The sequence below is a fragment of the Microbacterium sp. Root280D1 genome (genome assembly GCF_001428975.1).
Lineage (GTDB): Bacteria > Actinomycetota > Actinomycetes > Actinomycetales > Microbacteriaceae > Microbacterium.
This window is the reverse complement of record NZ_LMJK01000001.1, coordinates 609,837-635,654: the sequence shown is the minus strand read 5'-3', so window position 1 is coordinate 635,654 and position 25,818 is coordinate 609,837. Positions and strand designations below refer to the sequence as shown.

27 protein-coding genes and 1 pseudogene are annotated in these 25,818 nt (G+C 69.2%); 9 read left to right on the top strand and 19 right to left on the bottom strand.

All coding sequences use genetic code 11. The features are described 5' to 3' along the window. Nucleotides 1–112: 112 nt before the first annotated feature. The 3 genes and pseudogenes from ASE34_RS03170 to fdxA form a co-directional block, all read right to left on the bottom strand. Complete coding sequence (locus tag ASE34_RS03170; RefSeq protein ID WP_056276437.1) at nucleotides 113–742, bottom strand: superoxide dismutase; 630 nt, start codon at nucleotides 740–742, stop codon at nucleotides 113–115. A gap of 10 nt (nucleotides 743–752) precedes the next feature. Next, nucleotides 753–1,277 carry a flavin reductase family protein gene (locus ASE34_RS03165; protein ID WP_053098574.1) on the bottom strand — a complete coding sequence of 175 codons (525 nt, stop codon included), beginning with the start codon at nucleotides 1,275–1,277 and terminating at the stop codon, nucleotides 753–755. After that, nucleotides 1,274–1,581, bottom strand: a pseudogene (gene fdxA, locus ASE34_RS03160) (ferredoxin). The gene ASE34_RS03165 and the pseudogene fdxA overlap by 4 nt, the downstream one beginning before the upstream one ends. A 79-nt stretch (nucleotides 1,582–1,660) precedes the next feature. Between fdxA and soxR the strand changes: the two are divergent. Next, nucleotides 1,661–2,137, top strand: coding sequence for a redox-sensitive transcriptional activator SoxR (gene soxR, locus ASE34_RS03155; protein ID WP_053098572.1), 477 nt, complete (start codon nucleotides 1,661–1,663; stop codon nucleotides 2,135–2,137). Nucleotides 2,138–2,154: 17 nt separating this feature from the next. On the opposite strand, the gene ASE34_RS03150 is transcribed toward soxR, so the two are convergent. The 6 genes from ASE34_RS03150 to ASE34_RS03125 all read right to left on the bottom strand — a co-directional run bounded on the left by ASE34_RS03150 (nucleotide 2,155) and on the right by ASE34_RS03125 (nucleotide 9,978). Continuing rightward, nucleotides 2,155–4,401, bottom strand: a complete 2,247-nt coding sequence (locus ASE34_RS03150; protein WP_056276434.1) for a glycoside hydrolase family 3 N-terminal domain-containing protein — start codon at nucleotides 4,399–4,401, stop codon at nucleotides 2,155–2,157. Then, entirely contained in the window at nucleotides 4,401–5,525 is a 1,125-nt protein-coding gene (locus tag ASE34_RS03145) for an ABC transporter permease (protein WP_230100863.1), read from the bottom strand. Before ASE34_RS03145 ends, ASE34_RS03150 begins: the two co-directional genes overlap by 1 nt. Before the next feature lies 1 nt (nucleotide 5,526). Continuing rightward, nucleotides 5,527–6,615 carry an ABC transporter permease gene (locus ASE34_RS03140; RefSeq protein WP_053098570.1) on the bottom strand — a complete coding sequence of 363 codons (1,089 nt, stop codon included), beginning with the start codon at nucleotides 6,613–6,615 and terminating at the stop codon, nucleotides 5,527–5,529. Continuing rightward, entirely contained in the window at nucleotides 6,612–7,418 is an 807-nt protein-coding gene (locus ASE34_RS03135; RefSeq protein ID WP_056276431.1) for an ABC transporter ATP-binding protein, read from the bottom strand. The genes ASE34_RS03140 and ASE34_RS03135 overlap by 4 nt, the downstream gene beginning before the upstream one ends. Then, entirely contained in the window at nucleotides 7,415–8,239 is an 825-nt protein-coding gene (locus ASE34_RS03130) for an ABC transporter ATP-binding protein (RefSeq protein WP_053098568.1), read from the bottom strand. The genes ASE34_RS03135 and ASE34_RS03130 overlap by 4 nt, the downstream gene beginning before the upstream one ends. Nucleotides 8,240–8,310: 71 nt before the next feature. Next, the gene (locus ASE34_RS03125) at nucleotides 8,311–9,978 is read right to left on the bottom strand and encodes an ABC transporter substrate-binding protein (RefSeq protein WP_056276428.1); all 1,668 of its coding nucleotides are present in this window, start codon (nucleotides 9,976–9,978) and stop codon (nucleotides 8,311–8,313) included. Between the two features lie 166 nt (nucleotides 9,979–10,144). Between ASE34_RS03125 and ASE34_RS03120 the strand changes: the two genes are divergently transcribed. Together ASE34_RS03120 and ASE34_RS03115 are read left to right on the top strand one after the other, a co-directional pair. After that, complete coding sequence (locus ASE34_RS03120; protein WP_056276425.1) at nucleotides 10,145–10,792, top strand: TetR/AcrR family transcriptional regulator; 648 nt, start codon at nucleotides 10,145–10,147, stop codon at nucleotides 10,790–10,792. Between the two features lie 9 nt (nucleotides 10,793–10,801). Continuing rightward, nucleotides 10,802–12,016 (top strand): amidohydrolase, encoded by a 1,215-nt coding sequence (locus ASE34_RS03115; protein WP_053098565.1) that lies wholly within the window; start codon nucleotides 10,802–10,804, stop codon nucleotides 12,014–12,016. 117 nt (nucleotides 12,017–12,133) lie between these two features. On the opposite strand, the gene moaA is transcribed toward ASE34_RS03115, so the two are convergent. The 5 genes from moaA to ASE34_RS03090 all read right to left on the bottom strand — a co-directional run bounded on the left by moaA (nucleotide 12,134) and on the right by ASE34_RS03090 (nucleotide 16,422). Continuing rightward, nucleotides 12,134–13,219 (bottom strand): GTP 3',8-cyclase MoaA, encoded by a 1,086-nt coding sequence (gene moaA, locus ASE34_RS03110; RefSeq protein WP_056276422.1) that lies wholly within the window; start codon nucleotides 13,217–13,219, stop codon nucleotides 12,134–12,136. 186 nt (nucleotides 13,220–13,405) lie between these two features. After that, a complete protein-coding gene (locus tag ASE34_RS03105) occupies nucleotides 13,406–14,467 on the bottom strand; it encodes a sulfate/molybdate ABC transporter ATP-binding protein (RefSeq protein ID WP_056276419.1) in 1,062 nt (353 codons plus the stop codon). Continuing rightward, on the bottom strand, nucleotides 14,464–15,252 hold the full coding sequence (gene modB / locus ASE34_RS03100) for a molybdate ABC transporter permease subunit (protein ID WP_056276416.1): 789 nt from the start codon (nucleotides 15,250–15,252) through the stop codon (nucleotides 14,464–14,466). The genes ASE34_RS03105 and modB overlap by 4 nt, the downstream gene beginning before the upstream one ends. Continuing rightward, nucleotides 15,249–16,028, bottom strand: coding sequence for a molybdate ABC transporter substrate-binding protein (gene modA, locus ASE34_RS03095; protein ID WP_056276413.1), 780 nt, complete (start codon nucleotides 16,026–16,028; stop codon nucleotides 15,249–15,251). Before modA ends, modB begins: the two co-directional genes overlap by 4 nt. A 1-nt stretch (nucleotide 16,029) precedes the next feature. Next, a complete protein-coding gene (locus ASE34_RS03090) occupies nucleotides 16,030–16,422 on the bottom strand; it encodes a TOBE domain-containing protein (protein WP_056276411.1) in 393 nt (130 codons plus the stop codon). A 150-nt stretch (nucleotides 16,423–16,572) separates the two neighbouring features. Here ASE34_RS03090 and ASE34_RS03085 point away from each other — a divergent pair, with 150 nt between their 5' ends. The 4 genes from ASE34_RS03085 to ASE34_RS03070 are packed head-to-tail and all read left to right on the top strand — an operon-like array spanning nucleotide 16,573 to nucleotide 19,296. After that, nucleotides 16,573–17,343 (top strand): HesA/MoeB/ThiF family protein, encoded by a 771-nt coding sequence (locus ASE34_RS03085; RefSeq protein WP_056276408.1) that lies wholly within the window; start codon nucleotides 16,573–16,575, stop codon nucleotides 17,341–17,343. Further along, nucleotides 17,340–18,587 carry a gephyrin-like molybdotransferase Glp gene (gene glp, locus ASE34_RS03080; protein ID WP_056276404.1) on the top strand — a complete coding sequence of 416 codons (1,248 nt, stop codon included), beginning with the start codon at nucleotides 17,340–17,342 and terminating at the stop codon, nucleotides 18,585–18,587. The genes ASE34_RS03085 and glp overlap by 4 nt, the downstream gene beginning before the upstream one ends. Then, entirely contained in the window at nucleotides 18,584–19,063 is a 480-nt protein-coding gene (moaC, locus tag ASE34_RS03075) for a cyclic pyranopterin monophosphate synthase MoaC (RefSeq protein WP_056276402.1), read from the top strand. The genes glp and moaC overlap by 4 nt, the downstream gene beginning before the upstream one ends. Next, nucleotides 19,060–19,296, top strand: a complete 237-nt coding sequence (locus ASE34_RS03070; protein ID WP_056276399.1) for a MoaD/ThiS family protein — start codon at nucleotides 19,060–19,062, stop codon at nucleotides 19,294–19,296. Before moaC ends, ASE34_RS03070 begins: the two co-directional genes overlap by 4 nt. A gap of 125 nt (nucleotides 19,297–19,421) precedes the next feature. Here ASE34_RS03070 and ASE34_RS03065 read toward each other — a convergent pair whose 3' ends face one another. The 5 genes from ASE34_RS03065 to ASE34_RS03045 all read right to left on the bottom strand — a co-directional run bounded on the left by ASE34_RS03065 (nucleotide 19,422) and on the right by ASE34_RS03045 (nucleotide 23,165). Further along, a complete protein-coding gene (locus ASE34_RS03065; protein WP_056276396.1) occupies nucleotides 19,422–19,862 on the bottom strand; it encodes a molybdenum cofactor biosynthesis protein MoaE in 441 nt (146 codons plus the stop codon). After that, nucleotides 19,859–20,347, bottom strand: a complete 489-nt coding sequence (locus tag ASE34_RS03060; RefSeq protein ID WP_056276392.1) for a molybdenum cofactor biosynthesis protein B — start codon at nucleotides 20,345–20,347, stop codon at nucleotides 19,859–19,861. The genes ASE34_RS03065 and ASE34_RS03060 overlap by 4 nt, the downstream gene beginning before the upstream one ends. Before the next feature lie 41 nt (nucleotides 20,348–20,388). Further along, the gene (locus tag ASE34_RS03055; protein ID WP_056276389.1) at nucleotides 20,389–22,029 is read right to left on the bottom strand and encodes a molybdopterin-dependent oxidoreductase; all 1,641 of its coding nucleotides are present in this window, start codon (nucleotides 22,027–22,029) and stop codon (nucleotides 20,389–20,391) included. An 84-nt stretch (nucleotides 22,030–22,113) separates the two neighbouring features. Beyond that, a complete protein-coding gene (locus tag ASE34_RS03050; protein WP_053098553.1) occupies nucleotides 22,114–22,383 on the bottom strand; it encodes a hypothetical protein in 270 nt (89 codons plus the stop codon). A gap of 83 nt (nucleotides 22,384–22,466) precedes the next feature. Further along, complete coding sequence (locus ASE34_RS03045) at nucleotides 22,467–23,165, bottom strand: GTP pyrophosphokinase family protein (RefSeq protein WP_053098552.1); 699 nt, start codon at nucleotides 23,163–23,165, stop codon at nucleotides 22,467–22,469. Between the two features lie 108 nt (nucleotides 23,166–23,273). Between ASE34_RS03045 and ASE34_RS03040 the strand changes: the two genes are divergently transcribed. After that, the gene (locus tag ASE34_RS03040) at nucleotides 23,274–23,633 is read left to right on the top strand and encodes a nuclear transport factor 2 family protein (RefSeq protein ID WP_056276387.1); all 360 of its coding nucleotides are present in this window, start codon (nucleotides 23,274–23,276) and stop codon (nucleotides 23,631–23,633) included. A gap of 91 nt (nucleotides 23,634–23,724) precedes the next feature. Beyond that, a complete protein-coding gene (locus ASE34_RS03035) occupies nucleotides 23,725–25,812 on the top strand; it encodes an APC family permease (RefSeq protein ID WP_053098550.1) in 2,088 nt (695 codons plus the stop codon). The last annotated feature ends 6 nt before the right edge of the window (nucleotides 25,813–25,818 follow it).

Here is a 25,818-nt window from a genome sequence, read left to right as displayed (position 1 = left end):
GGATCGCGGATCTCCTCCCGATGCGGCGCGTTGGCCGCAATGCGGCGGGCTGGCGGCAATGCGGCGCGAATCTCCTCCCGACGCGCTGGCGCCGGGAGGAGATCCGTGAGATTCAGCGGGCGACGATGAGGCCCGCGGCCTTCTCCTGCACGGCCTGGAACCGGCGCTGCACGTCGGACCAGTTGACGAGCTCCCAGAACGCCTTGACGTAGTCGGCGCGCACGTTGAGGTAGTCGAGGTAGTAGGCGTGCTCCCAGACGTCGAGCTGCAGCAGCGGCGTGACGCCGAGCGGGGCATTGCCCTGCTGGTCGAACAGCTGGAAGATGACCGGACGCGCACCGACGCTGTCCCACGCGAGCACAGCCCAGCCCGAACCCTGCACACCGAGCGCGGTGGCGGTGAAGTGGGCGCGGAAGGCGTCGATCGAACCGAACGCGTCGGTCAGCGCGGCCTCCAGCTCGCCCTCGGGGTTGCCGCCGCCGTCGGGCGACAGGTTCTCCCAGAACACCGAGTGGTTGATGTGACCGCCGAGGTTGAACGCGAGGTCCTTCTCGAGCTTGTTCACGGCGGCGAAGTCGCCGGACTCGCGGGCCGCGCCGAGCTGCTCGAGCGCCGTGTTGGCACCGGTGACGTAGGCCTGGTGGTGCTTCGAGTGGTGCAGCTCCATGATCTTGCCGGAGATGTGCGGGGCGAGCGCCGAGTAGTCGTACGGTAGCTCGGGAAGGGTGTACGGAGTGGGCATGCTGTTCCTTTCAGTCGTTCTGATCGGTGGGGAGTGAGTGGAATCGGCGGTCGAGGTAGACGAGCGGTCGGCCCGCCCGCCCGAGCAGCACCTCGTCGATCTCGGCGACCACGACGGTCGATGAGCCGACCGCGACCGTCGACATCGTGTGACCGCGCATCGCGGCGCGCGCCTCGGCGAGGTACGGCTCACCGGTCGGAAGGGTGCCCCACCCCTGCTCGGGGGTGAAGCGGTCGGCGCCGCTCACCGCGAAGCTCTGCGCCAGGGCCGAGTGCTCGTCGTCGATCAGGTGCACGACGAACGACTCGGCGTTGAGGATCGAGCCCGCGCTGCCGGTGGCCCTGGTGACCGAGAACACGATCGCCGCGGGGTCGACCGCGACGGATGCGACGCTCGACGCCGTGAGACCGACGGGACCGGCAGGGGTCATCGCCGTGATGATCGCGACCCCTGCCGGATGCGCGCGGAACGCGGCCTTGAGCCCTTCACCGACCTCGGACGGAACCGGCGCGGCGGGGTGCTGCTGACTGCTCATTCGGGTGCCTCCTGGGGCGGAAGTGCGGCGATGATCGGGTGGTCGCGCTCGATGATGCCGAGCTTCGCGGCGCCACCGGGCGACCCGAGCTCATCGAAGAACTCCACGTTGGCCTTGTAGTAGTCTCGTCTTCGTAGTAGATCGCCTCGACCGGGCAGACGGGTTCGCACGCGCCGCAGTCGACGCATTCGTCGGGGTGGATGTACAGCGAGCGTTCGCCCTCATAGATGCAGTCAACAGGGCATTCGTCGATGCACGCACGGTCCTTGACATCGACGCAGGGCAGGGCGATCACGTAGGTCATCGGGTGGCGGTCTCCGTTCGGGTCACGGTTGCCACCGTATGACCTCAAGTACACTTGAGGTCAAATCGAGGAGGCCGCGATGAGCACCGATCCGGACCGGATTGCGCACGGACCCGACGAGCCGCTGACGATCGGCGAGATGAGCAGGCGCACCGGCGTCGCCCCGTCCGCCCTGCATTTCTACGAGAGCCTCGGTCTCATCGCGTCGACGCGCACCGCCGGCAATCAGCGCCGCTACGCCCGACACATGCTGCGCCGGGTCTCGCTCATCACCGTGGCGAAGCGCCTCGGCATCCCGCTGTCGGATGTGCAGGACGCGTTCGCCGACGTCCCGCTCACGCAGACCCCGAGTCACGCCGACTGGCAGCGGGCGTCACGGCGCTGGAAGCGCGAACTCGAGAAGCGCCGCGAGGGCATCGAGCGACTCGAACGAGAGCTGACGGGATGCATCGGCTGCGGATGCCTGTCGATGAAGGCGTGCGGTCTGCTCAACCCCGACGATGCCCTGGGAAGTCAGGGCGCGGGGCCGCAGCGCCTCCGCGACGAGGACGCCTGAGCGCCCTCGTCGCAGACTCATGCCACGGTGAACGCAGCACTCCGCAGGGCTTCTTCGCGTGAGCTCGGACCGACCAGCAGTTCGAACGCGCCGGATTCGACGCGACGGTTGCCGGCCGCATCCACGATCGAGCACTCGGCGACCGGCACCTCGAGCCGCACGCGCGCCGACTCTCCGGGCGCGACGTCGACCTGGCGGTAGGTCTTGAGCTCCTTGTCGGCCCAGCTCACGCTCGTGACGGAGTCGCGGACGTAGACCTGAACCGTCTCGCGCACCGGGCGCGAACCGGTGTTCGTCACCGTCACCTCGGCGACGATCGTGTCGGCGAGACCGAGCCGGTCGGTGTCGAGCGAGAGCTCGCCGTACGAGACCGTCGAGTACGACAGCCCCTCGCCGAACGCCCACGCGGGAGACTGCGTGAGGTCCGCGTAGCGGTCGCCGTGCTGGCCGCGGATCTGGTTGTAGTACGTCGGCTGCTGCCCGACGTGGCGCGCGAACGAGATCGGCAGGCGCCCCGACGGCTCGACCGCACCAGAGATGATCTCGGCGAGCGCGCGGCCGCCCTGCATGCCGGGGTTCGCCGCCCAGATCACGGCGGCGGCCTTCGATGCGGATGCCGGCAGCACGAGCGGCTTCGAGGCCAGGAGCACCACGACGACGGGCTTCCCCGTCGCGATGAGCGCGTCGAGCAGCGCGTTCTGTCCGCCGATCAGCTCGAGCGTCGCCGTCGAGCGGCCCTCGCCCACGAGCTCGATACGGTCGCCGACGACGGCGACCACGACATCGGACGCCTCGGCCGCAGCGACGGCCTCGGCGATCATCGTGTCGTCGGGTGCGCTCGGGACGACGACCGAGGGCCGGGGCTGCCCGTCGGGGAACTTCGTGCCCCGCGGATCGTCGTCGAGCGTGAGGATCTCGGCGCCGCGCGTGTGCGTCACCGACCATCCGTCGGTACCGGCGAGACCGTCGAGCACGGTGGTGATCATCTCGCGCGGCTGTCCGTCGAGCCATCCGGCCTGACCCGATCCGCCGGCCCAGTCGCCGAGCTGCGTCTGGGCGTCGTCGGCGAGGGGCCCGACGACCGCGACCGTCAGCGGCGCCGACGCGTCGAGCGGCAGCACGCCGTCGTTCTCGAGCAGCACGATCGAACGGCGGGCCGTCTCGAGGTTGAGCTCGGCGTGGGCGGCGCTGCCGACCACGGCATCCAGGTCCGCCTGCGGAAGTCGCGGGTCTTCGAACAGCCCCAGCTCGAACTTGAGCGTGAGGATGCGCGCCACGGCGTCATCGAAGGCGTCCTCCGCGAGCAGGCCGTTCGACACCGCCTCGAGAGCTCCGGCGAAGAAGCCCGGAGTGTTCATCACCATGTCGTTGCCCGCGCTCACCGCCGCGGCCGAGGCGTGCGCGTAGTCGGGCTGCACATGCTGCTCCCAGACCATGCGTCCGACGTTGTCCCAGTCGGTGATGAGCGTGCCGGTGTAACCCCACTCGCCGCGCAGCACATCGCTGAGCAGCCAGTCGTTCACCGTGATCGGCACCCCGTCGGTGGTCTGGTAGCCGAGCATGAACGTGCGGCATCCTTCACGGGCCACCCGCTCGAACGGCGGCAGGAACCACGACCGCAGCTTGCGCCGCGAGATGTCGGCCTCGCTGGCGTCGCGCCCGCCCTGCGTCTCGGAGTAGCCGGCGAAGTGCTTCGCCGTCGCGAGGATCGCGGTGGGGTCGTCGAGGCCCTCGCCCTGGTATCCGCGCACCATGGCGGAGGCGAGCTCGCCGATGAGGAACGGGTCTTCGCCGAACGTCTCGTCGATGCGGCCCCAGCGCAGGTCGCGTGCGATGCAGAGCACCGGGGAGAAGGTCCAGTGGATGCCGGTCGCCGCGACCTCGACCGCGGTGGCCCTCGCCACCTTCTCGACCAGCTCGGCGTCCCACGTGGCGGCCATGCCGAGCTGCGTCGGATAGATCGTCGCTCCCGGCCAGAAGGAGTGGCCGTGGATGCAGTCCTCGGCGACGAGCAGCGGGATGCGCAGTCGCGTCTGGGCGGTCAGCTCGTTCGCCCGGATGATGCGCTCCGGCGAGGTGTGCAGGATCGAGCCGACGTGCTTGCCCAGCACGTGATCGTCGAGGTCGTCGCGAGCGTCGAGCTGCAGCATCTGCCCGATCTTCTCCTCGACCGTCATGCGGTCGAGGAGGTCGGCGACGCGCGCGGCGATCGGCAGTTCTGGGTCGAGGTAGGGCAGGGATTCGGTCAGGGTCTGAGAGGTCATCACTCGGCGTTCTGTGTCTTCTTGTCGGTCTTCGTATGGGTCGTCGTCGCTGTCGCCGCGCTCTGCACGGTACCCGAGTCGGTCGTCGGCGCGCTGCGCACCGCCGTCACCGGATCGTTCACGTCGAGCCCCTTCTTCTTCATCGCGCGGGCACGCTCACCGGCCGACCGCAGCCTCGGGTTGACGTACTCGTCGATGCCGAAGTTGATGAGCGACAGGGCGACGCCGATGATCGCGATGCAGAGTCCTGCGGGCACGTACCACCACCACAGCCTCGGGAAGGCGCCGTTCTGCTGCGCCCAGAACAGGATGGTGCCCCAGTTGAGGTTGCTCACCGGGATCACCCCGATGAAGGCGAGGGTCGTCAGACCGAGGATGGCGGCGGTGACGGTGCCGACGAAGCTCGACGCGATCAGCGCCATGAGGTTCGGCAGCATCTCGACGGTGATGATGCGGTGCAGCGGTTCGCCGTTGGCGCGCGCCGCCTGGATGAAGTCGCGGTTGCGCAGTGACATGGTCTGCGCGCGCAGCACGCGCGCGCCCCATGCCCAGCCCGTGAGGCCCAGCACTGCGGCGATCACGATCAGCGGCGGGTTCTCGAACTGCGACGCCACGATGATGATCAGCGGGATGCCGGGGATCACCAGGAACACGTTCGTGAGCGCCGACAGCGACTCGCTCTTCCACCCGCGCACGTATCCGGCGATGACGCCGATCGTGATCGCGATGACGGTGGCGATGATCGCCGACAGGAATCCGACCACGACGACACCGCGCGTGCCGAAGATGAGCTGGCTGAGCACGTCTTCGCCCATGTGGGTGGTGCCGAGCCAGTGGTCGAACGAGGGCGGCTGACGCAGCGCGGTGCGGTCCTTCTGCGTGGCCCCGTAGGGCGCGAGAAGCGGGGCGAAGATCGCGATCAGCACGAACACCCCGAGGATGATCAGGCCGGCGATCGACTTGGGGTTGCGGAACATCGCGAACGATTGTGCGAGCTGCGACCAGAACGTCTTGCGGCTCGGCTGGTCGCCGCGGGCCGTGCGGAACGTGGCAGTCTCCGGCATCCCGGTGGGGATCGTGGTGCCGTCGGGCGCGGTCGTGTCGGTCGAGGTGGGAACGCTCATGTCAGGCCTCCGTCTGGCGCGTGCGCGGGTCGAGGTATGCGTAGACGATGTCCGCCAGGATGTTGGCGACCAGCACCGACAGCGTGATCACGAGGAACACGCCCTGCATGAGGGCGAAGTCCTTCGCGTTCGTGGCGTCGAGCAGCAGCTTGCCGACGCCCGGGTAGCTGAAGACCATCTCCATGACGATCGTGCCGCCGACGATGAACCCGATCGAGAGGGCGAAGCTCTGGATCTGCGGCAGCACCGCGTTGCGAGCGGCATACGCCCACAGCACCCGCCTGTTCGGCATGCCCTTGGCCTGGGCGACGGTGATGTAGTCCTCGTCGAGCACCGTGAGCATCATGTTGCGCATGCCCAGCATCCATCCGCCGAGCGAGGCGATGATGATCGTGACCGCCGGCAGGGTGCCGTGCACGATGACCTGGCCGATGAAGTCGAGGCTCCATTCGGGTGACTGCCCCTTGTCATAGGCGTGCGACGACGGGAACCACTTGAGGGTCGACGAGAAGATCGCGATCGCGATGAGACCGAGCCAGAAGTACGGGATCGTGTTGAAGAACGTCGTGATCGGGATGAGGGCGTCGAGCCTGCTGCCGCGCTTCCAGCCGACGATCGCGCCGCCGACCGTGCCGAGCGCGAACGAGATGATCGTGGCGAGACCGACGAGGCCGAGCGTCCACGGGAGAGCGGATGCCAGCACCTCGCTCACCGGACGCAGGCCGTGCAGTGTCGAGATGCCGAGGTCGCCGCGGAACAGCATCGCCCAGTACTCGATGTACTGCTGCCACATCGACTTGTCGGTGTCGATGCCGAGCAGCGCCCGCAGCGAGTCCGCCGCCTCGGGACTGATGTTGCGGTTGCGCGCGAGGTACGAGCTGACCGCGTCGCCCTTCATGAACCGCGGGAGGAAGAAGTTGATCGTGATGGCCGCCCACAGCGTGAACAGGTAGAAGCCGGCCCGACCGGCGAAGAACCGCCAGGGCACGACGGCTCGCCCCTTCTGCGCGACGGTCGCGGTGGTGCCGACCTCGAGCGCGTCGCGGTTCTCCTGGTCGATCTGACCCAGATCGGGGGATGCGGTGGTCACAGTGCACCTCCGTGCGAGCCTGTCGTCGCGAAGTGCTTGTCGGGGTCGGGCGACGCCGCCCGCAGCTCGCGCGTGTAGGGGTCCTGCGGGGTGAGGATCACGTCGTCGGCGTCGCCGTACTCGACGACCCGACCCTGGTTCAGCACCATGATCTTGTCGCTGAAGTGACGGGCGGTGGCGAGATCGTGGGTGATGTAGAGCACGCCGAGGCCCTCCTCGCGCTGGAGATCGGCGAGCAGGTTCAGCACTCCGAGACGGATCGACACGTCGAGCATCGACACCGGCTCATCGGCGACGAGCAGCGACGGCCGCGAGGCGAGCGCACGGGCGATGGCGACGCGCTGACGTTGGCCGCCCGACAGCTCATGAGGGCGGCGGTCGATCACGGCATCCGCGTCGAGGCGCACACGCTCGAGCAGTCGGCGCACCTCGGCCTCGGTGTCCTTCTTGGGGACGACGTCGTCGAGACGGATCGGGCGCTCGAGGTGATAGCGGATCGAGTGGTACGGGTTGAGCGAGGCGAACGGGTCCTGGAACACCATCCGCAGCTGCTGGCGGTACTTCCGCAGTCCCCTGCCGTGCCGCGGGATGGGTGCGCCGTCGAGCCGCACCTCGCCGGACGTGGGCGTCTCGAGCTGGGTGAGGATCTTCGCGATGGTCGACTTGCCGCTGCCCGACTGGCCGACGAGACCGATGGTCTGGCCGGAGTTCAGGGTGAAGCTGATGTCGTCGAGCGCCTTGAGCTGGCCGGCTCCGCGGACGTTGTAGATCTTGCTGACGTGGGCGAACTCGAGAGTGGTCATCGGGTCAGCACTCCTCTCGCACCGGTGAGTCGGGGGAACGACGACAGCAGGGTCTTCGTGTAGTCGTTCTGCGGGTCGGTCCAGATCTGCTCGGCGGAGGCCAGCTCGACGATCTCGCCCTCGCGCATGATGGCGATGCGGTCGCTGATCTCGAGCAGCAGCGGAAGGTCGTGGGTGATGAAGATCACCGAGAAGCCGAACTCGTGCCGCAGCTGCGAGATCTGCTTGAGGATCTCCCGCTGCACGAGCACGTCGAGCGCCGTGGTCGGCTCGTCCATGACCATCAGCTGCGGGCGCAGCGCCAGGGCCATCGCGATCATGACACGCTGGCGCATGCCGCCGGAGAGCTCGTGCGGGAACGACCGGGTGCGCTGACGCCCGACCTTGACGATCTCGAGCAGTTCCTCGGCCTCGGCCCTGCGCTGCCGTCGCGTCATGTCAGGGCGGTGGATCTCGAACACGTCCTCGAGCTGCGAGCCGATCGTCGCCACCGGGTTCAGTGCGTTCATCGCACCCTGGAACACCATCGAGACCTTGTCCCAGCGGAACTTCTGCATCGCCTCGACGTCGAGCGCGTTGATGTCGACGTCGACACCGGATGCATCGTGGAAGGTCACGCTGCCGCCCGCGATCACCGCAGGGGCCCGGAGCAGACGCTGCACGCCGTAGGCGAGCGTGGTCTTGCCGCATCCGCTCTCCCCGGCGAGACCGAGGATCTCGCCTCTCTGCAGTTCGAGCGTGACGTTCTTCACCGCCTCTACGGGAGGGTCGACGTCGTACACGACCGAGAAGTCGCGCACGCTGAGCAGTGGTTCTGACATGAGGGGTCCTTCGTCGGTCGGGAGGTCGGTGGGAGGGGCGGATGCCGCTGCATCCGCCCCTCCGGGACTGCTTACTCGGCCGGCTTCAGCTTCGTGAGGATCTGCACGATGTTCTGCTGCGTCGGGTCGCCCGAGGCGTACGGGTCGTCCTCCGAGGGCCACCCGACGTAGTTGCGGGTGTTGTACTCGCCGAGAAGCGGGTGCGCGCCCAGCGGGATCGCCGGGACCTGCTCGACGAAGATCTGCTCGAGGGTGGTGATCGCCGCAGTGCGCTCCTCATCGGACGACGCGTTCGCGTAGGTGTTGAGCGCCTCGGTGGCCGTGGGGTCTTCGAAGCGTCCGAAGTTGAACCCGGCGATGCCCTCGGGCGAGATCCAGCGCGGGTCCATCGTCGACGTGTACAGGCCGTAGGCCGTGCCGCTGTCTTCCAGCCAGTGGATGATGGCCGAGAACGAGCCGTCGTCGCGGGGGCCTGCCCAGCCGCCCCAGTCGGGCATGTCGATCTTGACCTCGGCGCCGATGGCCTCGGTGACGTCTTCGGCGATGAGCTCCTGCGCGGTGTTCCAGTCGCTCCAGCCCGAGGGCACCGAGAGCGTGAACGAGACGGGCGTGCCGTCGGGGTCGATCAGCGCGTCGTCCTTCCACGTGTATCCGGCGCTCTCGAGCAGGTCGCGCGCCTTCTCGGCGTCGACCGAGTACTCCTCGCCCTGGAACTCGGGCTGGATCTCGTCCTCGAGGATCGACGACAGACCGGTCACCGACCAGACCGGCTCGCTCGCGCCCTCACGGGCGATGTCGACGTAGGCGTCGCGGTCGATGACCCAGGCGAGCGCCTGGCGGAACGCCACATCGTCGAACGGCTTCTGCTGCAGGTTCATGAACAGCGTCGCCGAACCCGTGGTCGGCGCGACGAAGAACTTGTTGTGCTCGGGGTCGGCGTCGAGGAACTGCTCCTGGATCTGCGGGATGAACGCCTGCGCCCAGTCGGCCTCGCCCTGCGCGAGAGCCGTCGTCAGAGCGGTGTTGTCGCCGTACGAGACGTAGTGCAGCTCGGGAACCGCGAGATCGCCGCCCCAGTAGTCGTCGCGGGCCTCGAGCGTGACCGACTCGGTCGACCAGTTCGACAGGGCGTAGGGGCCGGTGCCGACCAGGTCGTCGCCCTTGACGGGGTCGGTGGCCGGCTCGTCGAGGTTCTCCCAGATGTGCTTCGGCACGATCGGCACGTGCAGGACGCGCGCCTGGTTCACGTACTTCGATTCGCCGAAGTTCAGGGTGACGGCGTCGCCCTCGACGGTCGCCCCCTCGAACTTGAGGCCGGCGGTGTCGAGCTCGGGGGTCGACACGAGCTCGTAGGTGAAGACGATGTCGTCGGCGGTGAACGGCTCGCCGTCGCTCCAGGTGACGTCCTTGCGGGGCACGACGGTGAGGGCCGTGTAGTCGTCGTTCCACTCGATGCTCTCGGCGAGCCAGGGGGTGACCTCGCGGTCGCCGGTCTGGTTGACGAGACCGAGGGTCTCGAAGATGACCTTGCCGTAGCCGTACTTCGACGCCGACGAGTCGCCGACGTAGGGGTTGTTCGACTCGGTGGTGATCGCGCCGTCGGGCTTGGCGATCGTCAGTGCTGCGCCGCCTGATCCGGCGTCACCGTCGTTCGATCCGCCGGCTGCGCAGCCGGCGAGGGCCGAGACGCCGAGGGCGGAGATCGCCGCGACGACGATCATGGACTTTCTGAGCTTCATTGCTTCTCCTTGGGCACGGGTCGTTGTGCTGTGTGGCTGTCGGTGCCCGGGCATCCGACTGCATTCGCTTACTGGCGAGAAAGTAAGCTGGTGCGAGGTTACTCGTTGGTAAGTAGAGTTGGCAAGTACGATCCAGTGCAGGATTCCGTGCAGAAGAGGATGGACCATGTCGAAGGATGCTGTCGCCCACACGTCCGTCCGGCCTGCCACCCGCGAGAAGCGCGAGCAGATCCTCAAAGCCGCCGTCGAGATCTTCGGCAACAAAGGATCGACCAACGGCACCCTCGCCGATGTCGCCGAGCAGGTGGGCATCACCCACGCCGGCGTGCTGCACCATTTCGGGTCGAAGCAGAAGCTGCTGCTCGAGGTGCTCGCCTACCGCGACCAGGCCGACGTCGCCGAGCTCGCCGAGAAGCACATCCCCGGCGGACCCGAGCTCTTCCTGCACCTCGTGCGCACCGCCATCGCCAACGAGCGGCGCCCCGGGATCGTTCAGGCGTACACCGTGCTCTCATCGGAGTCCGTGACCGACAACCACCCCGGCCGCGAGTACTTCGAAGAGCGATACACGACGCTGCGACGCGAGGTGACGGAGGCCTTCCACGCCCTGTGCGCGCAGGAGGGAGTGACCGAGCCCTCGACGATCACGACGGCCGCCGCCAGCATCCTCGCCGTGATGGACGGCCTGCAGCTGCAATGGCTGCTGCATCGCGACGTGTTCGACCTCGGCGAGGCGAGCGAGTTCGCGATCCGGTCGATCGTCAACGGCGTACTGCATCCAGGACCGGCACTGGAGTCGTACCGCCGCGACTAGGCTCGGGCCATGACGATCGACCTCGAAGCGCTCTACACCGACCTGCACCAGCATCCCGAGCTCTCGTTCCAGGAGACGCGCACCGCCGGCATCGCCGCGGGCCACCTGCGGGATCTCGGCCTCGAGGTGCACGAGGGAATCGGCGTCACCGGCGTGGTCGGCATCCTGCGCAACGGCGACGGCCCGGTCGTGTGGGCGCGCGCCGACATGGACGCGCTGCCCGTCGGCGAGGAGACCGGGCTGGCGTACGCGAGCACCGCGACCGGCATCGATCCGGCCGGCAACACCGTGCCCGTCATGCACGCCTGCGGCCACGACATGCACGTCACCGCGATGATCGGCGCCGTCGAGAAGCTCGTCGCCGAGAAGGCCGACTGGTCGGGAACCGTGGTCGTGCTCATTCAGCCCGCCGAGGAGTACGGCGCCGGATCCCGTGCCATGCTCGACGCCGGACTGCGCGATCTCGTGCCGCACCCCGACGTCGTGCTCGGCCAGCACGTCACTCCCCTGCCCGCCGGAACCATCGGCGTGCGCCCCGGCACGCAGATGGCGGCATCCGACGGACTCACCGTCGTGCTGCACGGACGCGGCGGCCACGGCTCACGCCCGCACTCCACGATCGACCCGGTCGTCATGGCCGCGGCGACCGTCATGCGCCTCCAGACCATCGCATCGCGCGAGGTCGACCCGCGCGATGTCGCGGTGGTGACGGTCGGCTCGATCCATGCGGGCCTCAAGAACAACATCATCCCGGCCGAGGCCAAGCTCGAGCTCAGCCTGCGCTATCCGAACGACGAGATGCGCGACAAGGTGCTCGCGAGCGTCGAGCGCATCGTGCGGGCCGAGGCGGCGGCATCCGGAGCCGAGCGCGAGCCCGAGATCCGCACTGACCACACCCTGCCGCCGACGATCAACGACGCCGATGCCACCGCGCGCGTCACCTCCGCCCTGCAGCGCGCGCTCGGCGAGGCGTCGGTCGTCGACCCCGGGATGTTCACCGGCAGCGAGGACGTGTCGTGGTTCGCCCGCGACACCGGCGCGCCGCTGGTCTTCTGGTTCTGGGGCGGCATCGATGCGGCGAAGTTCGCGGCATCCGCCGCCGCCGGCACGCTCGACAAGGACATCCCGACCAACCACTCGCCGTTCTTCGCGCCCGAGATCCACCCGACGATCGAGGTCGGCGTCACCGCACTGTCGGCCGCCGCGCGGGAGTTCCTCGACTGACGCGGCGCTGTCGCCGTTCACAATTCAGCATGAACGGTCGGGATCGGGCCGGATTCAGGCCCTGAGCACGCGGAACGCACGTTCTCTGCTGAATTGTGAACGCGAAGCGGGGCTGACTCAGCCGCCGATGGCGTTCATGCCTCGGGCGGGCTGCAGGAATGACGGGTCGTTGATCGCGTGCCCCGGCAGCTTGCCGTGCACGCAGGAGCGCAGCATGTCGGCGATCCCGCCAGCACGCCGGGCGGAGTCGGATGCTCCGTCGCCACGCAGCACGCCGATCAGGTCGTACTCGGCATTCGAGAAGAGGCAGTTGCGCAGCTGTCCGTCGGCGGTCAGTCGAAGTCGGTCGCACGCGCCACAGAAGGGGGCGGTGACCGAGGCGATGACGCCGACCTCGTGCGGTCCGCCGTCGATGCGCCACTTCTCCGCCGGCGCACCGCCGCGGCCGGGAACCGGTTCCAGATCCCACCGCGCGCTGAGCTTCTCGAGGATCTCCTCGCGCGTGACCATCGAATCGCGATCCCAGGTGTGCCCGGCGTCGAGCGGCATCTGCTCGATGAAGCGCAGCTGCGCACCGACCTCCATCGCGAACGCGACCAGGTCGGGCAACTCGTCGTCGTTCACGCCGCGCATCGCGACCGTGTTGAGTTTGAGCGGGCGCAGTTCGGATGCCGCCGCTGCCGCGATGCCCTCGAACACGTCGTCGATGCGGTCTCGACGCGTGAGGTCGGCGAAGCGCTGACGATCGACCGTGTCGATGCTGATGTTCAGTCGCGTGAGGCCGGCGTCGATCAGGTCGGGCAGGTGCTTCGCGAGCGTGATGCCGTTCGTCGTCATGGCGACCTCGACAGGGCCTTCGTCCCCCTCGATCGCCGAGACACGTCGCACGACGTCGACGATGTCGGCACGCAGCAGCGGCTCACCGCCGGTGAGCCGGAAGGTGCGGATGCCGAGCGATGCGGCGACCTGCGCCACTTCGACGATCTCGTCGGTCGACAGGATGCTGGTGCGCGCGAGCCATTCGTTTCCCTGCTCGGGCATGCAGTAGGTGCAGCGCAGCGAGCAGCGGTCGGTCAGCGAGATGCGCAGGTCGCGGTGCACGCGACCGTGGGTGTCGATGAGGCCCTGCGACGCGGGCGCGGGGTCTGTGGCGACCACGGGATGCGGCGAGCGCACACCGATCACGACCGGCACGGCCGTCATCGCAGTTTCCCTCTCCCCGACATGTTCCGAGACTACCCGCGCCCCGCGTCGCGCGGCCCATGCGGGCGCGACGACCGGCATATTGCCAGGTCCTCTCGGGACGCGCGGCGCTCGCCCAGGCCACCTGGCTGGAGATTCAGCCGGGAGTTCACCAGTCATCGGGCGAGCTCAGCGCACGGCTGCAGCTCACGGAACTGCGACGAACCGCACCAGCGCCGGGTCCACCCGCAACCGAACCCGGTCGCCGACCGCCACGCCTCCGGCAGCATCCAGCGACAGGTCGATCGCGCCTGCATCGGTGTGCACGCGCACGCCACCCAGCGTGGGCTCGATGCGCGCCACCACAGCGGTCCACGACCCCGGGCCTGCCTCGGCGACCCGCGCATCGCCCGGGCGGAAGACCGCGGCGAGCGCAACGCCGTCGGTCGCGGCGAGAGCACGCGACGCAGGCTGGGCGCTGGTCAACCGTGCGTCGCCGCAGCTCCACGATCCCCCGCGTGCGACGCCGACCAGGCGATTGACCCCGGCGATCGACGCGACGAAACCGGATGCCGGGGCGGCGAGCACCTCGCGCACCGGCCCCGACTGTGTGACGCGGCCTGCCTCGACGACGATCAGCCGGTCGGCGAGCGCGACGGCGTCCGCCGCATCGTGCGTGACCGCGACGGTCGTGGTCGAGATGAGCTGGTCGCGCAGCATCCGCCGGATGTCGCCGGCCGTCTCGGGGTCGAGGGCGACGAGCGGTTCATCGAGCAGCACGACGCGAGGGGATGCCGCGAGCGCGCGAGCGACCGCGACCCGTTGCTGCTCACCGCCGGAGAGCTCGTGCGGCATCCGTTCACCGGAGCCGGGGAGTCCGACCCGTGCGAGCCAATCGTCGGCCCCCGCCCGCGCCGCGCGGGCGTCAGTGCCCGCCGCCCGTGGCCCGAACGCCACGTTCTCGCGCGCCGAGAGATGAGGGAACAGCCGCGGTTTCTGCCCGAGCAGCACGACCCCGCGGCGCATCGGCTCGGTCCTCATCCGAGGCTTCGCTAACCGGTCGACGACCCGACCCTCGACGGCGATCTCGCCCCCGCCCAGCGGCTCGAGTCCGGCGAGCGCCTGCAGCAGCGTCGACTTGCCCGCTCCGCTGGGTCCCATCACGGCGACCGTCTCGCCGGTCTCGACCTGCAGCGAGACATCGACGGTGAAGTGCTCTCGCGGCACGACCACGCGGGCGCGCAGCCCGGCGACAGTAGGCGCGCTCATCGAGCGGCACCCGGCCGCCAGCCGCGCACGAGCAGCAGCACGAGGATCGCCGTGACGAGCAGCAGGAGCGCGAGGGCGACCGCGGCCCCCTGGGTGACGCCTGCGCCGTTGAAGGCCGTGTAGATCGCCAGGGGCATGGTCTGCGTGACGCCGGGGCGGTTGCCCGCGAAGAGTGCCGTCGCGCCGAACTCGCCGATGGCCCGGGCGAAGCACAGCACCACGCCCGCGACGATCCCGGGCGCCGCGAGCGGCAGCGTGATGCGGCGCAGGATCGTCCAGCGGCCGGCTCCGAGCGCGGCGGCGGTCCGCTCGTACTCGACGCCGGAGGTGCGCACAGCCCCTTCGACCGCCAGCACGAGGAACGGCAGCGCCACAAAAGTCTGCGCGAGCACGACGGCCGGCGTACTGAAGGAGATCCCGAGACCGCCGAACCACCCCGCCCGCCCGAACAGGTAGAGCAGGGCGACACCGCCGACCATCGGCGGCAGCACGAGCGGCACCGTGACAGCGGCCCGCAGCACGGCGGCCAGGCGGGGCCCGGAGCGGGCGATCGTCAACGCCAGCGGCACACCGATCACGATGCACAGAAGAGTGGCGACGAGCCCGGTGCCGAGCGACAGGAGCAGAGCCGAGCGCGCGGCCTCCGACGTCACGTCGGCGATGAAGGTCGACCACTCGACACGGGCGACGAGCGCCGCGAGCGGGAGGATGAGGAACGCGAGACCGATCAGGGCCGGGATGGCCAGGGCACGCGGCGCGTATCCGTGTGAAGCGGCCGCAGTCACGGCGCTCCGAAGCCGAAGTCGGCCAGGATGCTCTGGCCATCATCCGACAGCACGAACGCGACGAACGCGTCGGCGGCCGCAGAGTTCGATGCCTCCGACAGCGTCGCGATCGGATAGTGGTTGACGACCTCGTCGGCACCGTCGGGCACGATCACCTCGACATCGTCGCGACCGACGACGTCGGTGGCGTAGACGAGGCCCGCATCCGCCTCACCGGCTGCGACCTTGGTGAGCACGGCGGTGACGTTCTGCTCGAGGCTCGCGGCGTCGACCACGACGCCGGCGTTCGAGAGCAGCGTCGCCGAGGCGGCGCCGCACGGCACCTCGGGGGCGCACAGCACGGTGGTGACGTCGGCCAGATCGGCGAGGGTCTCGACGCGAACCGGATTGCCCGAGGGAACGGCGATCACGAGCGTGTTGGAGGCGAACAGGGTCGGGTCGACCGCGGCATCCTCGAGCTTGTCCATGTTCGCCTCGTCGGCCGAGGCGAAGACGTCGGCCGGAGCGCCCTCGCGCAGCTGGGTGACCAGCGTCGACGATCCGTCGTAGACGCCGCTGAACGTCACATCGGGGTTCTCGTCGGTGAAGGCCGCACCGATCTCGTCGAAGGCGCCCGACAGCGACGCGGCGGCGTACACCGTGAGCTCGCCGCTGACGGCACTCTCCGGTGCATCTCCCGAGCTGGCAGGGGCCGGGGCTTCGGCGGTGCACCCTGTGAGGGCGAGAGCGGCGGCGGCCAGGACGACCGCGACGGTGCGACGCAGGGCGCGATTCATGTCAGCCCTTCGGCACTTCGACGACGACGTTGGTCGCCTTGACGGATGCGGTGGCGAGCGAGCCGACCTCCAGGTTCAGCTCGCGGGCGGCCTCGGCCGACATGAGCGAGACGACGCGGTGGGGTCCGGACTGCAGATCTACCTGTGCCATGACTCCGTCGATCTGCACGCGCGTCACGATGCCGACGAAGCGGTTGCGGGCGCTCGAGAGAGCATGATCCGACGCCTGCGCCTCCTCGGCGAGCTCCACAGCGCGGGCGGCGAGAGCGTCACCGGGGATCTCGGCAGGGACGGCATCCGTCGTCGGCAGCAGGCCCTGATCGATCCAGCGCCGCACCGTGTCATCGCTCACTCCGAGCAGCTGTGCTGCGCGGGCGATCCGAAAGCTCTGCATGGGGGCACACTACCGCAGACGCGGATGCTGACACAGTAAATCACCGCATTCGCGGAAGCAACGCGCTCGCGCGGCATCCGTCCGCGGCGAACTCCGGACGAATACCCTCGCGCCCGCCGCAATCGCTCACCCCGGGCATAGCCTGGTGCCATGCAGCCGCTCGTCGCTCCCGCGCCCGCCCTCGACCCGGCCGAACTCGTCCGCACCGCCAGGCACGCGGTACTCACGGGCATCGGAGAGAAGGGGCAGCGCCGTCTCGCCGCGGCCCACGTCACCGTGGTCGGCGCCGGCGGCATCGGCTCCCCCGTGCTCCTCGCACTGGCCGCGGCAGGAATCGGCAGCATCACGGTGATCGACGACGACATCGTGGAGCTGACCAATCTGCAGCGCCAGCTCGCCCACCGTGTCGAGGACATCGGCCGCCCCAAGACCGTTTCGGCGGCGCGCGCGATCAGCGCACTGTCACCGGGGGCGGAGGTCATGACGGCCTCCGAGCGACTCTACTCCGAGAACGCCGAGCGCCTGTTCGCCGGGGCCGACATCGTGGTCGACACGAGCGACTCCTTCGCGACCCGCCGCGACGTCGCCGCTGCGACCGAGACCCTCGGCATCCCGCTCGTGTGGGGTGCCGTGCAGGAGTGGCACGCGCAGGCCACCGTGTTCTGGTCGAATCCCCCCGAAGGCCACACGCCCGTGGTGCTCACCGATCTCTTCCCGCTCGGCACCGAGGGCGAGCCGCCCAGCTGCGCGCAGGTCGGCGTGCTCGGGGCCCTGTGCGTGCAGGTGGGCGGGATGCTGGCGGGCGAGGTCGTGAAGCTCATCACCGGGGCGGGCGAGCCGCTGCTCGGCCGGCTCGCGATGATCGACTCCCTCACCTCGAGACAGCACGAGATCGCCATCCGTTCGGCGGTGTCGGCATGAGCGCCGCGGACGGCGGCCGCCGATCCGTCGAGGATCAGCTCGCGCGGGTGCTGGATGCCGTACGCGCACTGCCCGCCGAGACACGGGCGATCCGGGACGCGGCCCAGCGCACGCTCGCAGAGCCTGCGACGGCGGCGCACGACATCCCGCTCTTCGACAACTCCGCGATGGACGGCTTCGCCGTGCGAGCGGCGGATGTCGCCTCGGCATCCGACGAGAACCCTGTCGTGCTCCGCGTCGTCGCAGATCTGCCCGCCGGGGTGTCGGACGACCCGGCACTCGGAGCCGGCGAGGCGGCACGCATCATGACCGGCTCACCCGCCCCGACGGCGGCGGACGCGATCGTGCCTTTCGAGGACACCGTCGGCGGTCTCGCCGATTCGCTCGGCGAGGTGCGGGTGCTGCGCGCACCGTCGACCGCAGGAGCGTTCATCCGCCGTCGCGGCGCCGACCTGCGCGCCGGTGACGCAGTGGTGCTCGCCGGCGAGCGCCTCGGAGCGTTCCAGCTGTCCGCCGCCGTCGCCGCCGGGGTCGAGAGCGCGACGGTGACACGCGCACCCCGGGTGGCCGTCGTATCGACCGGCAGCGAGCTGCTCGAGCCGGGCGAGCCCGCAGCGCGCGGCCGCATCCCCGATTCCAACGGTCCGCTGCTCGAGCTCCTCGTCGCCGATGCCGACGCCGAGGTCGTGCTCGTCGCCCGCGTCGCGGATGACGCCGATGCCGTGCGCACCGTCACGGCGACCGCCGTAGAACGCGGCGCTGACGTGATCGTGTTCACCGGCGGCGTGAGCGCCGGTGCGTACGAACCCGTGCGCGGCGCGTTCGACGGACAGGGCGAGGTCGAGTTCGCGAGCGTCGCGATGCAGCCGGGCAAGCCGCAGGCGTTCGGCGTGCTCGACGCCGGCACTCTGGTGTTCGGTCTTCCCGGAAACCCCGTGAGCGTGGCGGTGTCGTTCGAGGTGTTCGTGCGCCCCGCGCTGCTGGCGCTGCAGGGTCGCTCCGAGATCCACCGCCCGCGCGCATCCTTCACCGCGGATGCCGCGTGGACCACCCCGCCGGGACGCCGTCAGTACCTGCCCGCCGTCGTCGACCTCGTGAACAGGACCGTGCGCCCGGCGACCTCGGGCGGCTCGGGATCGCACCTGGCCGGCGGACTCGCCCGCGCCCACGCGTTCGCCGTCGTGCCCGCTGAGGTCGAGGCCGTCGCCGTGGGCGATGCGATCGATGTCATGCTGGTCGGATGAGCTTCACGCATCTCGATTCGGCCGGCCACGCCCACATGGTCGATGTGACCGGCAAGCAGCCGACGGTCCGCACCGCCACCGCGCGCGGATTCGTGCGCTGCGGCACCGAAGTCATCGCTGCCCTGCGCGACGGCACCGCACCCAAGGGCGACGTGCTCGCGGTCGCCCGCATCGCCGGCATCCAGGCGGCCAAGTCGACACCCGCTCTGCTGCCCCTCGCCCACGTGATCGGCGTGCACCGCGCGTCGGTCGAGCTCGACATCGTCGACGACGGCGTGCACGTCGAGGCGACCGTGGGCACCGCCGACCGCACCGGCGTCGAGATGGAGGCCCTCACAGCGGTCTCGGTGAGCGCCCTCGCGATCGTCGACATGGTCAAGGGCCTCGACCGCTCGGTCGTGATCGAAGACGTGCGCATCGTCGCGAAGTCGGGCGGGCGCTCGGGCGACTGGGTGCGCGAGGGAGAGACGCAGTGACCACCCGCGTCCGCTATTTCGCTGCGGCCGCCGAGGCCGCGGGCACCGACGCCGAGGACCGCGGCGAGCACTCGCTCGAGCAGCTGCGCGCCGCCGTCGTCGCCGACCATCCGGCGCTCGCCGACATCCTTCCGCGGTGCGCGGTCATGGTCGACGGTGTGCGCAGCGATGACGACCGTCCGCTCGACGACGCCCAGCTGATCGACGTGCTTCCCCCGTTCGCCGGGGGATAGGCCGCGGGCGAAGCGATGCCCGCGGGGCGTGCGCTTCGTGCGGCGATCTGCGCGTCAGAAGGACGCGGATGCCGAAAACGGCCTTCGGAAGCGCGAATGGCCGCGTGAAGCAGCCGCGACTCGGCTCAGCCGCCGATGCCCTTCCACGAGGTCGAGCCGTCCGACTCGACCTGGCGCTTCCACACCGGCAGCGACGTCTTGATGTCCTCGATGACCGCGCGGCACACCTCGAAGGCCTCAGCACGATGCTCTGCCGCGACCGCGATGACCACAGCCGCATCCCCGACGTCGAGGCGACCGATGCGGTGGCTCACGGCGACCACGACCCTGGCGTCGCCGACGGCATCCGCTGCCGCCTCCTCGGCGATGCGTCGCAGCGTCGGCTCCGCATCGGGGTGCGAGCTGTATTCGAGCCCGACCACCGGGGTCGCCGCATCGGGGTCGTTGTCGCGCACGCGCCCGATGAAGGTCGTGACCCCGCCCAGGGCCGGGTCGTCCACCGCAGCGAGATGCGCGTCGACGTCGAGCTTCTCCTCCGAGATCGCTGCGATCCGCACCTCGTTCACGAGTGATCACCGCCCTCGACCTGGTCGACGACGTGTCTGGCGACGGTGAGCACGACGGGAACACCGGATGCCACGGCCCGGGGCGACCCGGGAAGATTCACCACGAGCGATCCGGCCGGGTCGACGATGCCCGCCACGCCACGAGAGAGCACGGACAGCGGGGTGTCGGCGAGGCCGCTGCGGCGCAGTTCCTCGGCGATGCCGGGCACCTCGCGGGTGATCACCCGACGGGTGCCCTCCGGCGTCTCATCGCGCGGACTGACGCCGGTCCCCCCGGTCGTCACGATCAGCCTCACGCCGCGGGCCACCGCTCGGCGCAGCGCATCCGCGACCGAGGTGGCGCCGTCGGCGATGACCTCGGCATCCGGGCAGTGCCACCCGGCATCCCGCAGCAGCCCGACCGCGATCGGCCCTCCCCTGTCTTCGCGTTCACCCGTGAAGGATCGATCCGAGACAGTGATCACGCAGGCGGGGAGCGACGTCATGGCTCCCACACTAGGGCGAGACCCGGGGTCACGCACCGGCATCAGGCGACTCGGATCAGCGACCGCTGCCACCCCGACGAACCGTTCGGCGCGATCGGCGCCCGCTCTTCGATCTGCAGGTCGCCGTTCTTGTTGATGGCTCGCACGGCCACGTAGTGCGTGCCCGGCGTGGCATCCCACTCCATGAACCACTGCACCCAGGTGTCCTCGTTGATCGGTGCCGACAGCGTCGCCGGCATCCAGTCGCCCTCGTCGATGCGCACCTCGACCCGCTCGATGCCGACCGACTGCGCCCACGCGACGCCCGCGATCGGGATGCGGCCGGCCTTGACCGCCTCGCCGACCTTGGGAGTGTCGACGCGCGAGGCGAACTTGATCGGCGCCTCGGCGCTGTATCCACGCGGGGTCCAGTAGGCCTCGTCCTTGTCGAACGTCGTCACCTTGAGCTCGGTCAGCCACTTCGTCGCCGAGACGTAGCCGTAGAGACCGGGAACGACCATGCGCACCGGGAACCCGTGCTCGAGCGGCAGCGGCTCGCCGTTCATGCCCACCGCGAGGATCGCATCGAGGTTGTCGTCGGTCAGCGCCGACAGCGGCGTGCTCGCGGTGTATCCGTCGACGCTCTTCGACAGCACCATGTCGGCTCCGGACTTCACCCCTGCCTTCTTGAGAACATCGCGCAGCGGGACGCCGAGCCACTTCGCATTGCCGACGAGGTCGCCGCCCACCTCGTTCGAGACGCAGGTGAGGGTGATCGCATACTCGTCGAGCCCCATGTCGAGGAGGTCCTGGAAGCTCATCTCGACGCGCTGATCGACCATGCCGTCGATCACGAGACGCCAGGTGCTGGGGTCGATCGTGGGCACGGTCAGCGCGGTGTCGACGCGGTAGAAGTCCTTGTTCGGGGTGAACAGCTTGCTCAGGCCCGGGATGTCGAGCTCGGCGCCCTTCGGCACCGTGACCGTCGACTTCGGCGCCGGGAGCTTCAGCGCCTCCCGGATCGACGCCACGGAGGCGACCGTCATGCTCACCGTGCGCGACGCGATGCCGACGACGACCGCCGAGACGCTCGCGATCCCGGCGAGGATGAAGAACTGCCGACGCCCCAGATCCTTCGGCGGCTGCGCGGCATCCTGGCCCACCGTCCCGGTGCCGGTCGCGGCGAGACCCTCACCCTTGCGGTCGGTCATCACGGCGGGAACCGCCGAGGCCTTCCACGTCTTCAGACGGCGGATCAGGAGCACCATCAGGATCGACCCTGCGATGGTGCCGAGCACGGGTGGCAGGAAGGCGAGGGGCGTGACTCCCGCCCTCGTCACGATCGCCGCGGTGGAGAGCGCGCCCGCGACCACCAGGGCGATCACGCCGAGCGGGGGACGGAGCAGCTGAAGGATTCCGGCGATCGCCGACGCGATCACCACCGCGAGACCGAGACCGACCAGCAGCGCGATCTTGTCGTACTCGCCGAAGGTCGCGATCGCGAATTCCTTGAAGGGCTGCGGCACGATGTCGATCACGAAACCGCCGACCGCGAGGATCGGGCTCGCTGAGCGCGCGAAGATCAGCGCGAACAGCTCTGCGGTGGCGAGGAAGACGGCACCGCTGATCACACCCGAGAGTGCTGCCCAGAGGATGAATCGTCTGCCCTTGCTGCGCTGTGGGTCTTTGCTGCGCTGTGCCATGATCTGCTCCTTCGCACCGCCGACGGTGTGGTCAGCGGTTGTTCGGAGCGAAGGCGCGAACGGATGGTCGCGAGCGCCGGTGCGTCAGAGACGCCGCGCGGTGATGGTGTCGCGGTCCTGCAGCTGGCGCAGAGTGCGCAGGCACCGGGAGCACAGGATCTCGACGCGACGCGGGTGGTTCTCCCCGCAGACGCAGTCGACCGTGACGCGCCACTTGGCCTTGCGTCCGCAGGCGGCATAGGCCTCGTCGTCGCCGTGGTCGCACTCGCACAGCTGGCGTCCGCGGTCGAGACCGGGGAGCTCGACGAGGGTGCGCTCGAGGTCGGCGACCGGGGGCTGCTGCGTCTTCACCACCTGCCCATGCTCCCGGAGCCCGCCGCCGCGCGCAACACCGCGCCGCTCGCGTGCGCCGCGCACCGGAGACGACGAGCGTCGGGTCAGACCTGCACGACGTGCGGCGGGGGCGGCGGCGCGAGCTGGCGCTGCGGCACTCCGTGCGCCTCGCGATGCAGACGCTCCATGCGGCTGTCGAGCTCGGCGGCGGCCTCGGCCGCATCGGTCAGGCTGTCGACGAGGTGCGAGGGCACCTGGTTCGAGAACTTGTAATAGATCTTGTGCTCGAGGCTGGCCCAGAAGTCCATCGCGATGGTCCGGAACTGCACCTCGACCGGCACCGCGAGCGCCCCGGTCGACAGGAACACCGGCACCTCGATGATCGCGTGCAGGCTCTTGTAGCCGTTCTCCTTCGGCGTGGCGATGTAGTCCTTGACGGTGCGCACGGTGACGTCGTCCTGCGCGGTGAGCAGGTCGAACAGGCGGTACACATCGGCGACGAAGCTGCACGTGACTCGCACGCCGGCGATGTCGGTGATCTCGGAGCGGATGCGTTCGAAGTCAGGCTCGACGATGCCCTTGCGGGCGATCTTCTCGACGATGCTGTCGGGGGTCTTCAACCGGCTCTTGACGTGCTCGATCGGGTTGTACGCGTGGTGATGGGTGAACTCGTCACGCAGGATCGAGATCTTCGTCTCCACCTCCCGCATCCCGAACTCGTACTCGCGCAGGAACCGCTGGAACTCATCGCGGAGCTCCCGAGTCTGCTGGATCGCATCGTCGGTGAGCTGAAGGGACGTCATGCATCCGACGTTACGCGTTCGTGATCGGCGCAGGCTGTGCATCGCCGATGAGAAATTCGGTCCGGCGCGGTCTTGACGATGTCGGAGGCCGGGTCTACAACGGACGACATGGCTACCGCAGGCGAGAAGTGGACAGAGGCGTACGTCGAGGCGTGGCGATCGAACGACCCGCAGCAGATCGCGGCGCTCTTCAGCGAAGACGCGATCTACCTCACGAGCCCCGACGCCGAGCCGCGGGTCGGTCGGGCCGACATCGTCGCCGGCTGGCTCGAGGACCTCGACGATCCGGGCACGTGGTCGTTCGAGTGGTGGATCGTCCGCGAGGATGACGACTTCGTGGCGATCGAGGGGCGCACGCAGTACCCGTCTGAAAGGGACTATCTCAATCTCTGGATCGTCCGACTGGATGCCGAGGGCCGGGCGACCGCGTTCACCGAGTGGTACATGCCGCGCCCTCATTCCGAGTGACCGCCTCGGCCGCGTAAGGATTCCGTTAGGGACACCGGGGCACCCGTAGGGATTCCGTGAGGAACGCGTGAGGAAGCCGTTCGCGGGCGTAATGTCGCCCGACGTGTCAGATGAAACCCGGGACAACCTCGACGCTCCTCCTCGCGTGAAGCGCATCCTCATCGGCGACCCGCTGACGAGCGCACAGGTCGACGATCAGCTGCTCCCGAAGAAGATGGCGTTGCCGATCTTCGCGTCGGACGCCCTGAGCTCGGTCGCCTACGCGCCGCAGGAGCTCGTGATGATCCTCCTCATCGGCGGACTGACGTTCCTGTCGTTCACGCCGCTCGTCGCGGTCGCGGTCGTCGTGCTGCTGATCGTCGTCGTGCTCAGCTACCGGCAGCTCATCAAGGCCTACCCCTCGGGCGGCGGCGACTACGAGGTCGCCTCGAAGAACCTCGGCGAGATCCCCGGCGTCATCGTCGCGGCCGCGCTGCTGGTCGACTACGTGCTGACGGTCGCCGTGTCGGTGGCATCCGGCGTCGACAACATCATCTCGGCGGTGCCGGGCCTCGATCCGCTGCGCGTCGAGCTGGCGGTCGGATTCGTGATCCTCATCATCCTGGTGAACCTGCGAGGAGTGCGCGAGGCCTCGCTCGTCTTCGCGATCCCGACCTACGTGTTCATCGCCTCCGTCGGCTTCATGATCGTGACCGGGCTGTTCCGCACCTTCCTCGGCGATGCGCCGGTCGCCTCGAGCGCCGAGTTCGCCGTGCACTCCGAAGACCTCGGCCAGGCCGCGGTGATCCTTCTGATCCTGCGGGCGTTCTCGAGCGGATGCTCGGCCCTCACCGGCGTCGAGGCGGTGTCGAACGGCGTGCCCGCCTTCCGCACCCCGAAGGTCCGCAACGCCCAGACCACGCTCGTGCTGATGGGTTCCATCGCCGCGTGCCTGTTCGCCGGGCTCACCGCCCTGGCCCTGATCACCGGCGTGCACTACGCCGAGAACCCGTGCGACCTGATCGGCTTCGACTGCTCGAACCCGCAGCCGAGCCTGATGGCGCAGATCGCGTCTGCGACGTTCGGCGGCGGCAGCATCCTGTTCTTCATCATCCAGGCGGCGACCGCCTGCGTGCTGCTGCTGGCGGCCAACACCGCCTTCAACGGATTCCCGCTGCTCGGCTCGGTGCTCGCCCGTGACGGATACGCCCCCAAGTCACTGAACACCCGCGGCGACCGCCTCGTGTTCTCGAACGGCATGATCGTGCTGGGGATCGCGGCGATCATCGTGCTCGTGGTGTTCCAGGCGAAGCTCACCACGCTGATCCAGCTCTACATCATCGGCGTCTTCGTGTCGTTCTCGCTCGGGCAGATCGGCATGGTCCGGCACTGGCGCCGCGTGCTGCGCGGGCCGCTCGAGACGACTCCCGGGTCGGGCGTCGACGGCGCCTCGGCATCCGACCGCCGCTCTGCGAAGATCGGGCTGGTCATCAACTCGGTGGGCGCCGCGATGACGGTGGCGGTGCTGCTGATCGTGACGATCACGAAGTTCACGCACGGCGCCTACCTGGTGTTCTTCGCGATCCCGGTGCTGGCGTTCCTGATGATGGGTGTGAAGCGGTACTACCGCGACGTCGAGCATGAGATCGCGATCGACGACACGACGAAGTTCGGCGCGACCGGCGACCTGGCGATCGTGCTCGTCAACCGCCTGCAGAAGCCCGTGATCAAGGCCATCGACTATGCGATCGCCGCCAAGCACGGCAAGACTCTGGCGGTGCACGTCGCCGTCGCATCCGACGATGCCGCGCAGCTGCAGAAGGACTGGGCAGACCACCTGGTGCCGATCCCGCTGGTGATCGTCGAGTCGCCGTTCCGGTCGTTCGCACAGCCGGTGACGCAGTTCATCAAGCAGTACCGCGAGAAGCACGGCTCGTCCGTGGTCACGGTCTATCTGCCGCAGTACATCGTGGGGCACTGGTGGGAGACGTTCCTGCACAACCGCCGCTCCCGCCGCCTGGCCAACCAGCTGATGCTCGTGCACGGGGTCTCGATCACGCTCGTGCCGTGGCTGCTCGACTCGTCGGAGCTGATCTACGGCCGACGCTCGCGCCCGCTGCCGGGGCAGGAGCGCGCAGGGCGACCGGTCGTCGTGAACGGCCGCCGCGCGCACCGCCCCGAGGGTCCGCCCGAGAGCTGACGCCGG

Coding starts and splice junctions, on each gene's coding strand:
- ASE34_RS03170 (WP_056276437.1), bottom strand. CDS start 742: ATGCCCACTCCGTACACCCTTCCCGAGCTACCGTACGACTACTCGGCG.
- ASE34_RS03165 (WP_053098574.1), bottom strand. CDS start 1,277: ATGAGCAGTCAGCAGCACCCCGCCGCGCCGGTTCCGTCCGAGGTCGGT.
- soxR (WP_053098572.1), top strand. CDS start 1,661: ATGAGCACCGATCCGGACCGGATTGCGCACGGACCCGACGAGCCGCTG.
- ASE34_RS03150 (WP_056276434.1), bottom strand. CDS start 4,401: ATGACCTCTCAGACCCTGACCGAATCCCTGCCCTACCTCGACCCAGAA.
- ASE34_RS03145 (WP_230100863.1), bottom strand. CDS start 5,525: ATGAGCGTTCCCACCTCGACCGACACGACCGCGCCCGACGGCACCACG.
- ASE34_RS03135 (WP_056276431.1), bottom strand. CDS start 7,418: ATGACCACTCTCGAGTTCGCCCACGTCAGCAAGATCTACAACGTCCGC.
- ASE34_RS03130 (WP_053098568.1), bottom strand. CDS start 8,239: ATGTCAGAACCACTGCTCAGCGTGCGCGACTTCTCGGTCGTGTACGAC.
- ASE34_RS03125 (WP_056276428.1), bottom strand. CDS start 9,978: ATGAAGCTCAGAAAGTCCATGATCGTCGTCGCGGCGATCTCCGCCCTC.
- ASE34_RS03120 (WP_056276425.1), top strand. CDS start 10,145: ATGTCGAAGGATGCTGTCGCCCACACGTCCGTCCGGCCTGCCACCCGC.
- ASE34_RS03115 (WP_053098565.1), top strand. CDS start 10,802: ATGACGATCGACCTCGAAGCGCTCTACACCGACCTGCACCAGCATCCC.
- moaA (WP_056276422.1), bottom strand. CDS start 13,219: ATGACGGCCGTGCCGGTCGTGATCGGTGTGCGCTCGCCGCATCCCGTG.
- ASE34_RS03105 (WP_056276419.1), bottom strand. CDS start 14,467: ATGAGCGCGCCTACTGTCGCCGGGCTGCGCGCCCGCGTGGTCGTGCCG.
- modA (WP_056276413.1), bottom strand. CDS start 16,028: ATGAATCGCGCCCTGCGTCGCACCGTCGCGGTCGTCCTGGCCGCCGCC.
- ASE34_RS03090 (WP_056276411.1), bottom strand. CDS start 16,422: ATGCAGAGCTTTCGGATCGCCCGCGCAGCACAGCTGCTCGGAGTGAGC.
- ASE34_RS03085 (WP_056276408.1), top strand. CDS start 16,573: ATGCAGCCGCTCGTCGCTCCCGCGCCCGCCCTCGACCCGGCCGAACTC.
- glp (WP_056276404.1), top strand. CDS start 17,340: ATGAGCGCCGCGGACGGCGGCCGCCGATCCGTCGAGGATCAGCTCGCG.
- moaC (WP_056276402.1), top strand. CDS start 18,584: ATGAGCTTCACGCATCTCGATTCGGCCGGCCACGCCCACATGGTCGAT.
- ASE34_RS03060 (WP_056276392.1), bottom strand. CDS start 20,347: ATGACGTCGCTCCCCGCCTGCGTGATCACTGTCTCGGATCGATCCTTC.
- ASE34_RS03055 (WP_056276389.1), bottom strand. CDS start 22,029: ATGGCACAGCGCAGCAAAGACCCACAGCGCAGCAAGGGCAGACGATTC.
- ASE34_RS03045 (WP_053098552.1), bottom strand. CDS start 23,165: ATGACGTCCCTTCAGCTCACCGACGATGCGATCCAGCAGACTCGGGAG.
- ASE34_RS03040 (WP_056276387.1), top strand. CDS start 23,274: ATGGCTACCGCAGGCGAGAAGTGGACAGAGGCGTACGTCGAGGCGTGG.
- ASE34_RS03035 (WP_053098550.1), top strand. CDS start 23,725: ATGTCGCCCGACGTGTCAGATGAAACCCGGGACAACCTCGACGCTCCT.